This is a genomic window from Bradyrhizobium sp. 33ap4 (assembly GCF_032654765.1).
Lineage (GTDB): Bacteria > Pseudomonadota > Alphaproteobacteria > Rhizobiales > Xanthobacteraceae > Bradyrhizobium > Bradyrhizobium australafricanum.
Window position 1 is genome coordinate 22,939 of record NZ_JAUMTJ010000045.1, and the last position, 12,059, is coordinate 34,997.

Consider the following 12,059-nt stretch of genomic DNA (forward strand, 5'->3'; position numbering starts at 1 on the left):
ATTGCCCCGACCAAAGCTCTGCTGCGTGCCCATCAAGGAGCTGCATCATGAGCAGCCAGAGCCATTCAAGGACTAGTCTTAACATACGACAACGCGAAGATTGTTTGTCGCGCCTCTAAGTCCAAACGGCACTCCAGAGACGACCACAGCCAACTCGCCCAGCCGAATATAGCCTTCGCGCTGCGCGGTCGCCGAGGCGATCCGCGTCATCTCCTCATAGCCAGAGGGATCGCTGGACACGGCACTGTGCACCCCCCACAACAGGCTCATGCGCCGCGCCACTCTTTCATCCGGAGTAAGGGCAAGGATCGGCACCGGCGGCCGGCTGCGCGAGATCCGCGCGGCCGTCGTCCCGCCCGCCGTGAAGCCGATGATGACCTCGGCGCCAATTGTAGCGGCAAGATCTGCCCCCGCGGCCGCGACGGCATGCGAAGGGGTGCTCTCCACGTCGGCTCGAGAAGCCTCGATCAGTGGCCGATAGAGATGATGCCGCTCAGTGCTCTTGATGATGCGATCCATCATGGCCACCGATTCAATCGGGTAGGCCCCGCTTGCCGATTCAGCAGACAGCATCACAGCATCGGCTCCATCATAGATCGCGGTCGCGACATCTGAGGTTTCGGCCCGCGTCGGCGTCGGCCCAGCCACCATGGAATCCAACATTTGCGTTGCGACGATGACGAATTTTCCGGCACGCCGACAGGCGCGTAGGAGCTCCTTTTGCCGGCCTGGCACCTCCTCGGGCGGGATTTCGACGCCAAGATCACCGCGCGCTACCATAATGCCGTCTGACAAGCTGATGATGTCGTCGATGCGATCGAGCGCCATCGGCGTCTCGATTTTGGCAATCAAACCTGCGGCCTCGCCAATCAGGGCGCGTGCCTCGATCAGGTCGGACGGTTTCTGAACAAAGGACAAGGCCACCCAGTCGACCCCAAGATCAATGCCGAACGCGAGGTCGGCGCGATCTTTCCTGCTGAGCGGAGATAAGTCGAGCATCGCCCCCGGTACGTTGACCCCCTTGTGGTCCGAGATCCGGCCTCCAACCGCCACTTGCGCAACGATTTCTGCGTCTCCTGGCTCGGTGATCCGCAAGCGCACCCGGCCATCATCAATGAGAAGATCTTGTCCGGGGTGCGCGGCTGCAAAAATCTCCGGATGAGGCAAGGGTATCGATTGCTTTGCTCCTTTAGCTCCATCGATCACAAAGCGGACCGTTTCACCGGCACGCAAAACCAGCCCGCCGTCTTCGAGGGAGCCGATACGAAGCTTTGGGCCTTGTAGATCCTGCAGGACGCCTATCGGCCGGCCGAACTCTCGCTCGAGTTCACGGATACACGCATAGACTTTGGCATGGTCTTGATGGCTTCCGTGACTAAAGTTTAGCCGAAAGACATCTGCACCGGAAAGATAGAGAGCACGTATCTTCTCAGGCTCGGCACTTGCCGGACCGACGGTTGCCACGATCTTGGCGTGACGCGAGCGATGCAACGTATCCCCCATCTGAAAGAATGAGATCGATCTAGCGATAAAGTCAAAAACAGACGCTTGCGGACTGCGTTCGACGGCAGTTGAGCACCCCAATGCCCTCCCCTCGTCAGTCGCTCAACACCATGCGATGGACGCTATCGGCAAGGTGAATCCTGCTTTGAATCGATCCATGACAACCATAGTTTCAATGCGCTTTATGTCTGCACTTTCTTCGGTAAGGCGCCGGGCAAACCGCTCGTAATCTTCCATGTCGTTCATGGTAACTAGCAAGACGACGTCGGCAAGACCAGTAACGTAGAATGCGCTCATCACTTCAGGCATCTTACGAATTTGCCGCTTGAGGCGATCAACAGTGTCGGCACGCGCGCGCTCTAAGGAAATGAGGACGACTGCCGTCACATTCCGCCCAATTGCTTTTGGAGAAATGATGGAAACGTCGGCCTCTATGATACCCTTGGATCGAAGGCGCTTCAGCCGACGTTGCACTCCGGATGCGGATAGGCCGACCTTTGCTCCAAGTTGTTCGCTACAGAGGCGATTGTCTCGTTGGACGAGATCAAGAAGACGAAAATCGATCTTGTCGAGTTGCATCACTGTCTCGCGGCCAGCTGACGGCGATCGCGCCGGGGAAACGGACGCCTGCGCGGCTTGTCCTGACATTTTCGATTCGTCACCGCGCAGCCAAGCTGTTGAACGATCGATTTCCGCTGTCATATGCCTTGGAACACCCATTGGGACCCCAGCTCTTTGCGATACATCGAACACAGTTGGCGCGGCGATCTCCCCGTCCGCCGGGCTCACCACGCTCGAACCCGGCCGCCGGGACCCACGTCCGCCGAGAGCTGCTGATGAGAAGGCCGTCCGAGTCCGGTTCTATCGATGCGCGCCCGGGCCCGAACACATATTCCCCCGCGACGCACGAATGTGGTTGACGATCAAGCTCCCGAAGCGACGGCTTTTTGCTCCTGATCTGCGGAAAGCATTATTGCGTTGATGGCGCGATATGCGAATACGATGGCGGGACCGATTGTTATGCCTGCCCCGGGATACACTCCGCGCATCGGCGAAGTCATGTCGTTGCCGCACGCGTAAAGCCCCTGGATTGTATTGCCTTGTGCATCCAGGACGTTTCCGTAACTGTCGGTCGCCAATCCGGTCGCCGTGCCAAGCGTCGCCGGAACGATTGGCAACGCGACAAATGGCCCGTCTTTGATTGGTCCAAGATTTGGATTTTTTCCCACGGCCGGATCGCCGAGGGTGCGATTGAAAGCCGATTCCCCACGCATAAAGAGCGGATCCCGCCCTTGGGCAGCGTGCGCGTTGTGTTCCTCGATCGTCTTTTGAAGCACAGCGGAATCTAGTCCCAGCTGCTTTGCGAGCTCCGAAATCGTTTCACCTGTCTTGATGTAGCCAAGCCGGACATATTTGCCGATGCTCAACGTCCAGGGCCATGGCAGCAGGTGTCCCATGCCCCTCAATCGCACGAAATGGTGGTCGCAGATGAAGTAAAATCGCTTATCTGCTGGATATCCGTTCTCAAACATTGCCAGGCAAATATCGTGGTACGAATTCGATTCGTTGACAAAACGTCTGCCATTTGGACCGACAGCAATGACCCCAGGACGGCCGCGGTCGAGCCAACCGTATGGGACGACCTGCGCCCTTCTACCGCGCTTCAGAATTGAGACTGGGGTCCAGAAGCCGGCGGATGCAACGTCTTTGTCGATGGCGGCCCCGAGCGCGGTTGCAAGCCCAATGCCGTCACCGTTAACATCGGTATGGGCCAAGGTAAGATCATGCTGGTGTGCACCACTGAGGTGCGTCCTCAACTGCGCGTTCCGGGCAAAGCCGCCAGTTGCGAGAACAACACCACGCGAGGCACGCACGTGGACGTTGAGGTTGACCCGCTTGACGACGGCACCGGTGACGCGCCCGCCTTCCTTGATGAGTTCGAGCGCCGGAGAGGATGGCCAAATCTCCACGCCGTACTCGCGCAGGCTCACCAGCAGCCGCGCGATCAAGGCATTGCCTCCGCTGAGCTCAGTACCACGCCTGAAGCTGAGCCGATCCCGCGTATAGCGGCTCAGGCGAGTTAGGACGTGTTTGAGCGAGGCAACAGATTGGAGCGGGTTGAGAAAGCTTCTCACCTCACTTGATGAGATCATCATGCCCCCGAGCACAACCCGAATGGGGTCGCCGATCAAATCGAAATCCTTGCCTAGAAGCCGCCCATCATAAGCGGCCGGGCTCAGTGCCCGCCCCCTATCAGCGCCGCCACGTTGGCTCGAGTGATAATCAGGCGTAGAGGCCAGGGTAAATTTGACGCTCGTGCCGTTCTCGAGGGCGGTTAGCGCCGCTGGGCCGTCTTCAAGATAAGCATCAATGAATTGCGGGCGATAATGAACGCCAAGTTCGTGCTGCAGATATGTCCTCGCATTGGCGATGGTGTCAGCGATGTTAGCCGCGCGCGCCTGAGCAGAACAAGGAACCCAGATCATGCCATTCGACAGGGCCGTCGTTCCACCAAGACGTGGAGATTTCTCGCACACAATGACGCGCAGCCCCGCCTTTGCCGCATAGAGCGCCGCCGACAATCCAGCCGCGCCGCTGCCGATCACGAGGACATCTGTTTCCCAGTCCTGATCCGGCCTCGTTCCTCCTCTGGAGGTGAACGCGATCGTGTCAGGTTTAGCTCGGTCATTTGGTGTGGTCATGCGGCCTCGCTGCACGTATTGCAGTGAATGTCAGTGGGTTTGCGGTAGCGGGACAGCTTTGAATTCCGCCGCCGCTGTCTTCACTGCCCGCTCAATTGGAATTCTTTCGATTGAGGATGCGCCAACAAAGCCGACACATTCGGTCGTTCGATAGACCTCGATCGTATCTTCAGGCTCGGCAATTGCCCCGCCATGACAAAGCGAGAGAACGTCCGACCGGACGCTTCGCGCCGCCGCGTTGATCTCATTGATGCGCCCGATCGCCTCCTTTATGGATTGGCCGTCCTCGTGACCAACCAGGCCGCCGCGCGTTGCGCCGACATGTGGGACGATGCAGTCGGCCCCCGCACTTGCCATGGCTTTGGCGTCTTGAGCGCTTGCGACATAGGCGAGCGAAAAGATATTCTTCTTGCGCGCGAGAGCGATCAGTTCGACCTCACGTTCAAAGCCGAGGCCGATGCGGCCGCGGCGGTCACGCCAGTTGTCACCCATGGTGGAGATCGTTGGGTAGTTGATGACGCCGGAGAACCCAGCAGCCCAGAACTTGTCCAAAAGAGCATCGAGGTCGAGCCGGAGAGGATCCCAAGCCTCGATGCCGCCAACCACCGGCACGCTAGACACCACATTACGAATTTCCGCCGCAAGCTCGAGCGTGCGTGCGTTGGAATCGCCAATCCGGCTCGTGGGTAGCCCCATCAGGCGCGACAGGCCGGTCGAGTAGACTACCAGCATGTCGGCACCTCCAAGAACGGCACATTTGGCGACCAGGCCGCAGCTACTACCTGCCGCGAGAATTGCTTTTCGCTCCGCCACCTGTCCTTCGATCCTGGAAAGAATTTCGGTTCGCTCAAACATCCGCATGGGATGAACCTCGTTGCGTGAGTTGTTCCAGGATCCATGCCGCGGCAACCTCGGCGAACTCGCCATCGTTAATGTGACAGTTCAGGTCGCGGACCCTGACGTGCGCGGGGAGATGTTCCTTGACCGCATCCAGCCAAGCCTTGTCAGCGACGGGATCGTAGAAGATGCCGCCTGGGCGGTCGTAATCGGACACCCCTTTCGCCGGCCAAAGGACAATTGCGGGTCCTTTTGCTTGCGATAGGCGTTCTGCCGTGAACCGGCCAATGCTCGCGTTCTCAGATGCAGTTGTGCGCATGAGCGTCGTGTAAGGCGTGTGGGCGTAGAACTGGCGAGCGCGAAACTGATCAGGAACGCTCGATGGCAGGCCAAAATTGACCATATCGACCGCACCGGGCGCGATCACTTGCGGAATGTTTTGCCGCGACGCTGCCTTGAGCCGATCCGGACCGGCGCTTGCGGTGCCTCCAACGATTTCGTCTGCGAGCTCCGTTGTGGTCAAATCAATGACGGCGTCGAATTCGCCAGCAGCGATCAGCTGCTCCATCTTACGGCCGCCCGCCCCGTTCGCCGGAAAGACGATGGCGTCTACGCCGGCATCGGCAAGGCGCGCTGCGCACTGGTTGGCCGCTGGCGTGGTCACGCCGAACGCAGTGATCGCAACGATCTTCTTGTCTCGTCCAAGCTTGACGGGAGCATAGCGCGTGGCCGCAATGGCCCGCCCCGCATTCTCGAGCACCCTTGTGGTAAAGGCGTTGATGCCGAAGAGATCGACCAGCGTCGGATAGAGGATGATGTCGCTTTGAGTGGCCAATTCGGCGAGTAACGCAGGCCTTGCGCTGCTCACCAGAAGTTTCGGAAAGCCATAAGGCAGCTCAGACACAACCTCGCCGAAAACCGCGCTCCCCCTGCCCCCCGCAACCCCGACAATCGCGCTGATCGTTCCTGAGCCCAGGAGGTCACCAACCCTAACGCGTGTCCTTTCAGCAATCCGCTTCAAGAGTTCGGTCGGAGCCTTCGCATCGGCTTGTTTGTCGCCGTCATCCCTCTTCGTGCCGACGTCGATCAGGATGGTCGTGCGGCCACACGCCTCGATAATGTCGGCGAGATAAGATGCCTCGCGGCCCTTGGTATCCAGCGTGGCCACAATCGCGACCGCGTCCGTAGTCGCGGATCCAGTCGCCAGTTCGGACAGGCTACCATCCCGGGCCGACCTCTGGCCGTCCGTACAATGGTGAGACACGATCTTCCTCCCAGAACCATTCCTAACAACAGGTGGTCTAGACCCGGCTATACCCGGGTATAAGATCGGCGAGTCCTCCAGATGGGTAAGATTGGGTAGAAGCGGTGAGAGCGAGAGTTCCCGGCAAACTTGCCACCCACATGTCGGACATAGCTAAAGGCGCACAATTGCAAGTCTACGCGCCCTCTTTGCGCAGCCTTCCGGAAGGCTCCCTGCTAGTCATGGCGACCCTGCCAATCCTCGACTGGAACGACTGCCTTATGCGAGACTTGCGTACCCTCGACAAGGCAACGTCCGCTCCTCATGTCTATGCGGCGATCCTCATGATCGATCCCTTCGCATGCTGGGAGGATATTGCCGAATCGTTGAAGGATGCCGGCATCACCGGTGTCGCCAATTTCCCGCCGGCATCTATGATCGAGCGGTCGGCGGCGGGCGTGCCTATTGATGCCGGACAGGAGCTCGAACTTCGGCGGATGGAATGGTTCACAAGCCTTGGTTTCAAGGCGTTGTTTGCCATCGCGAGCGATTCCGAAATTACCGCGGCGGAGACGCGACTTGGCTCCCATCTAGACGGACTCATCCATCTACCAGCAGAGGCTCTTACCCGGACGATGAGCGAACAGATGGAGCTGGTAAGCCTTGGCCAACATGGATCGTCACTACCAATGTTCGCGCTTTTGGATGGAGCGGCTTCGACGGGGCCAACTGGAGCAAAGTGATGAGCGGGACTGCTCTCCAAGATCCGCAGCTTCCTGATGAGAGATTTTTCTTGAAAAACCCACCGCAACGCTGGGCGCCTTTCCGCGATGAAGCCTGGTTCGTTTGACCTTCGATAAATCATTCTCACGCTGACAGCGCATTTTTAGACTTGGTTGGTGCGGCGGCGATCAACAGCGGTGTCAAGGCCGTCCTGATATGGGTATCTGGGAGCGTCAACAGCTCGTTACCATTTGGGGCGGCATTCAGCGCGCAGTTTTTGCATTTCTTACTCGGAGCGACAACGCTGGGCTCCCTCGCGAGATGACCGCGTCGCTAGCAGAATCAGTCGTAGCTGGCATCGCAATAGGCATTAGCTAGAAGTTGAATGCGGCCCATCGCTGACTGCTGCTATTACGGCTATTGTCGCAGGATATGGGGGCTGATCGTCGTGATGCCGCTGAAACGCCGCGGGATCACAGATTTTCGAGCGCGCGACTTTGCGACGAGGGTGCACGGCATCGAGACATGCGGGCAGCGCGGGCGTCCAGGTCGATGAACTCGCCGGCTCCGAGCCTCGCATGACCCTGAAGCACTCGTCACATCGTTTCCGATGCCGCCCTGTCCAATGATCTCGTTCGCAGCCGTCACTTCTTTTCGTTAAAATGCGATTGCACAACGGCTAGGTGTTTCAGGCACGACCATCGTTACGCTGCCCCGTCGATCTGCCTGGCTGCAATCAGCTTACTCTGTCGACTACAATGATGAAGCTCAAAAAAACCGCTGCCGGGCTTTCTCCGGCAGCGGCTCAAGTCTCGGGAGAAAGCAGACGATCCGGTCTGCCAGCGGACCCAAGAGATCAGAACGGAATTCTGGCCGCCGGTCGCAATTATTCAGATGATCCCGGATTGGTCACTGCGTACGAGCTCAGCATCTGGGTAGCATTGGGTAAATCGACCGCATCAGGCGCAGCTGTCTTCCGGTCTGACGCGAAGGTTAGCTCTAGAAACCCGATGTTTGCGGAATGTCACGGCACCAATTCGCTCAACAGATGCTCGCCGGCACTATCGGCCCGCGCGGCTGTCAGAGCAACCGACACTTCGTCATCCCTTGCGCAACTGGGCTTCCTTCCTGGTGCAGAAGGAGTCTCACCGCACACCCGTGCTTCCACAGGAACCGACGAGTCCGACACAGCTCGCTTCCGAAGCCACGCCCGGACCCGCATGTTCGCGGCAATGCAAGTGTACACGGACGGGCAGCCTCTCACCGATCGGAATTTTCTGACGACATCGGGCCAGCAAACAACTTGGATAGGCATTCGACTGATACATCCAGAAACGGAGCTCTCGACCCGCCATTCGCTTAACCGCCATCAGCAGCCTAACTGGCGATGTCGACCGACCGCACCTTTTCCTCAAGCGCTCGAGTGATCCGGCCGCAGGTCCTGTTTTCGGCATAATGTGCGTTTCGATGGCGCGAGCCACACGGAGGACGTTTTTGGTCCATATCGCGACTACAATGCGCGCTATTTAATGGAGGCTAGCCTGGATCGATCGAGAGTTATTGTAACAGATAGAACTACGATCAGGCCCGTCACCATGATTTGCAGGTATGTATGCACGCCTGCGATATTGAGACCATTTTGCAGCACGGCAATCACCAGAACACCGGTTAGCGTTCGATGGACTCCGCCTGAACCTCCAGATAGCGCGGTTCCGCCCATCACGACCGCGGCGATCGCCTGGAGCAGCAGATCGTCTCCCATGCGCGACGTTCCCGTCGATGTCCGTGCGACAAGGAGCAAGCCCGCAACTCCGCAAAGCATTCCGGAGACCACAAATGCGGCGGCTTTGGTACGAAGAACGTCAATCCCCGAAAGTCGAGCAGTTAGGCCACCACCGCCGATCGCAAAAAGGGCTCTTCCGAAGTGGCTTCTCGCACCGACAACGGACGCGACCACAAAAATGAGAAGTGCCAACACTCCAGAGTTCGGAATACGACCGATCACAGAACCGGAAGCAATCCACGTCAGGTTGGGGCTTTGAAAGAACACATTTCCACCGCCGCTGATCCACGTGGACACGCCACTAAGAATTGTCATCGTGCCTAGCGTGGCAACGAAAGAGGGCAGCCGTAGTCGAAGGACGAGCGCAGCATTGACGAGGCCACACAGAGCTCCAAGGGCTGCGGCAGCGACGGCTACTCCGGCCGCACCTATATTAAAGTCACGGATCAGAACCGCAGACGAAATTGCCACAAGCGTCACGATGGCTCCAACCGAAAGGTCGAGCGCTCCCATGAGAATTACAAATGTGATGCCTGTTGAGACGATCAGCAGGATCGAGGACTGCCGCATGAGATTGAAAAGATTTATCCAACTCAAAAAGCGCGGATTGATCAAGGCGAACACCGCGACCATTGCCATCAGCAGCAACAATGGCCCTATCGCATTTATGATGGGACGGTGACGGTTGTAAAACTGGGCAAACTGCGCCTTTGCTTCTACACCTGATCTCGATCTCGACCCGGTTGTCTGCGGCTCATACCATGTGTTGGACAAGTTCCTGCTCCGTTGGCTTGTTATCGGCAGGCGCGTTGCACAAGAACTGAATTTCTCCCTCTCGCATCACGAGGATGCGGTTTGACATTCCAATAAGCTCAGGCAAATCGTCTGTGACGAGAAGAATAGCTACGCCTTCCTCAGCCAAGTCCCTCAGGACGCCGTAGATCTCTTGTTTAGCGCCGACATCGACGCCGCGCGTGGGATTGTCGAGGACCAGCACCTGAACCTTTCGAGCCAGCCATTTAGCTATCACTACCTTCTGTTGATTCCCCCCGGAAAGGAACTGGCAAAGCTGTGCTGGCCCTTTGCATCTAACGCGCAAGCGATTGATGTACTTTTCGGCGAGGAGCCGTTCTCGGGAGCGTGAAATGAAACCAGATAGGCGTGAGACAAGCGGAAGCGAGGCCAAAGACATATTTGCTTGAACCGACATGTAAGGCACGATGCCTTCGGTCTTGCGTTCTTTGGGGACAAAACCCATGCCGCGCGCCATCGCCGCTTTTCCACGTCCGCGAAGCGGCAACGCTTCGCCGCCCACTTCGATGGTGCCGTTTGGGGGAACGGGTTCAAATCCGACGACGGCTTTGGCTACAGCCTCCTTGCCGCATCCGACAAGGCCGCCAATTCCAAGAATCTCACCTTTGCGAACCTCAAAGCTGACATTCTGGACGTTGTGGCCGCTTAGACCTTTGACTGAGACCGCGATGGGTGCCCCCTCGAGTTTCAGCTGGCGCTTTTCCATGAAGTATTCGTCGTCTCGCGTTCGGCCCACCATTGCTCGATGAAGGCTTTGTTCGGAGATCTGTTCTCCTGCGAACTCGCCAACGTTCCGCCCGTCCTTGAACACGTAGATGCGGTCGCAAAGCTCTACGTATTCCGCGAGACGGTGAGTAATAAGTACAAATGAAGCGCGACGACGGTACCGTCGAATCGACTCAAAGAGAATTTTGATCTGTCGCTCGCCGATTGCCGCTGTCGGTTCGTCGAGCAGGATGATTGGATGATCAATATGGAAATGTTCGGCCAAAACGAACGCCTTGGCAATCTCGATCATCTGCCGATCGTGAAACGCGTAGTCGCCTGTGCGACGGCGCGGATCGATGTAGTCAAGACCGAGGTCTTTGAGATGTCTTTCGCTTACGGCGATCATCGCTCGTCTGTCGACGATCCCTATCCGATTGACAAAGTTGGCTTCTAAAGAGAGGAATATATTCTCGTAGACAGCCAGGCTTGGAATAAGGGCCTGCTCCTGAAAGACCATCGAAATACCGGCCTCGACGGCCTCAGTATAGCTTGTCGGCTTGAAGCTCTTGCCGAAACGTCTCATACTTCCCGCGTTCGGTGTATGAATGCCGGCAATCATTTTGAGGGTCGTTGATTTGCCTGCTCCGTTTTCACCGGCAATTCCAACTATTTCATTCGGAAATACATCGAGATCGATCCCTTCGACGACGCAAATGCCATTGAAGCGCTTCGACCCGTTGCGCATCGTGTAGATGGGCGTCGGCACGCCGCTCATTTCACGTCCTCCGCGCTCGCACGATTGGTGTTCAGGAGAACAGCGAACAGAATGACGGTCCCTTGAATGATTGTTTGTAGATAGGGAGGCAGGGCAAGAATGTTCATGCCGTCTGAAAGGATCGTTATGAAAAGAACCCCGATTATCGTCAGGCGCACGTTGCCAAACCCGCCCGTTATCGCTGTTCCGCCAACGACCACTGCGGTGATCGTGTCGAGAGTCATATAACTGCCCATTGTGACTGTTGCGGACCCCAGACGAGCGGCCAGCAAGACACCGGCAACTCCTGCAAGAAGGCCGGACAATGCAAACGCCTGGATTTTGATCGTATTGACCTTAACTCCGATGAGCGCGGCTACTTGCTCGTCGCTTCCGATTGCGAGCGTCATCCGTCCGAAACGCGTGCGATCAACTACGAGAATGGCAACACCGTAGATCACCGCCGAAACCAGTACCGCATTGGGGACCAGATTGGCCAGTGCGCCCTGGGCCATATCGATTACGGCCGCGTGCGATACCGATAAGGACCGGCCATCTGAGATGAAAAGCACCGCTCCTGAAATCGTTGTTGCTGTTCCAAGCGTCACCAGAATCGAGGGAATTCTGAGATAGACGTAAACCAGCCCATTGATCGCGCCAAACACCAAGCCGACCAAACATGCGATGGGAACCGACCATAAGCCCAGGTCTGGTGCGAGCCGAGCGACCAGCATGCCGCAAAAGCTAGCAACCGCTCCGATCGATAGGTCGATAGAGCCCATCAGGATCACGAAGGTCGCCCCGATGGATGCGATCAAGAGGACGGAACTCGATAGTTCGATTGCCCTGATATTTGCGATGGTGAAGAACGATGGAGCCGCGAAACCAAAAGATATAATCGCGATTGTAACGACGACGACTGTTATGGCGCGCCGCCATAGCTCGCTATCTCTACGCCCAACCAGCGACGCTTCTAGCATTTTTGCGATCCGT

The 12,059-nt window shown here is 57.4% G+C and carries 9 protein-coding genes; 1 reads left to right on the forward strand and 8 read right to left on the reverse strand.

Annotation, left to right across the window (positions count from 1 at the left end; all coding sequences use genetic code 11):
• Positions 1–78: 78 nt before the first annotated feature.
• The 5 genes from pyk to Q2M23_RS29670 all read right to left on the reverse strand — a co-directional run bounded on the left by pyk (position 79) and on the right by Q2M23_RS29670 (position 6,306).
• Positions 79–1,491: a pyruvate kinase gene (pyk, locus tag Q2M23_RS29650; protein ID WP_316397943.1), complete on the reverse strand. Its 1,413-nt coding sequence runs from the start codon at positions 1,489–1,491 to the stop codon at positions 79–81.
• A 114-nt stretch (positions 1,492–1,605) separates the two neighbouring features.
• Positions 1,606–2,082 carry an Lrp/AsnC family transcriptional regulator gene (locus tag Q2M23_RS29655; RefSeq protein ID WP_253590501.1) on the reverse strand — a complete coding sequence of 159 codons (477 nt, stop codon included), beginning with the start codon at positions 2,080–2,082 and terminating at the stop codon, positions 1,606–1,608.
• A gap of 344 nt (positions 2,083–2,426) precedes the next feature.
• The gene (locus tag Q2M23_RS29660) at positions 2,427–4,205 is read right to left on the reverse strand and encodes an FAD-dependent oxidoreductase (RefSeq protein ID WP_316397944.1); all 1,779 of its coding nucleotides are present in this window, start codon (positions 4,203–4,205) and stop codon (positions 2,427–2,429) included.
• Between the two features lie 30 nt (positions 4,206–4,235).
• A complete protein-coding gene (locus Q2M23_RS29665; RefSeq protein WP_233443082.1) occupies positions 4,236–5,066 on the reverse strand; it encodes a phosphoenolpyruvate hydrolase family protein in 831 nt (276 codons plus the stop codon).
• Positions 5,053–6,306, reverse strand: a complete 1,254-nt coding sequence (locus Q2M23_RS29670; protein ID WP_316397945.1) for a Tm-1-like ATP-binding domain-containing protein — start codon at positions 6,304–6,306, stop codon at positions 5,053–5,055. The genes Q2M23_RS29665 and Q2M23_RS29670 overlap by 14 nt, the downstream gene beginning before the upstream one ends.
• A 221-nt stretch (positions 6,307–6,527) precedes the next feature.
• On the opposite strand from Q2M23_RS29670, the gene Q2M23_RS29675 reads away from it, so the two are divergent.
• The gene (locus tag Q2M23_RS29675; RefSeq protein ID WP_316397946.1) at positions 6,528–7,028 is read left to right on the forward strand and encodes a hypothetical protein; all 501 of its coding nucleotides are present in this window, start codon (positions 6,528–6,530) and stop codon (positions 7,026–7,028) included.
• A 1,502-nt stretch (positions 7,029–8,530) separates the two neighbouring features.
• On the opposite strand, the gene Q2M23_RS29680 is transcribed toward Q2M23_RS29675, so the two are convergent.
• The 3 genes from Q2M23_RS29680 to Q2M23_RS29690 all read right to left on the reverse strand — a co-directional run bounded on the left by Q2M23_RS29680 (position 8,531) and on the right by Q2M23_RS29690 (position 12,046).
• Positions 8,531–9,442, reverse strand: a complete 912-nt coding sequence (locus Q2M23_RS29680) for an ABC transporter permease (RefSeq protein WP_316397947.1) — start codon at positions 9,440–9,442, stop codon at positions 8,531–8,533.
• A gap of 103 nt (positions 9,443–9,545) precedes the next feature.
• Complete coding sequence (locus Q2M23_RS29685; RefSeq protein ID WP_316397948.1) at positions 9,546–11,087, reverse strand: sugar ABC transporter ATP-binding protein; 1,542 nt, start codon at positions 11,085–11,087, stop codon at positions 9,546–9,548.
• Positions 11,084–12,046, reverse strand: coding sequence for an ABC transporter permease (locus Q2M23_RS29690; protein ID WP_092090605.1), 963 nt, complete (start codon positions 12,044–12,046; stop codon positions 11,084–11,086). The genes Q2M23_RS29685 and Q2M23_RS29690 overlap by 4 nt, the downstream gene beginning before the upstream one ends.
• Positions 12,047–12,059 lie beyond the last annotated feature (13 nt).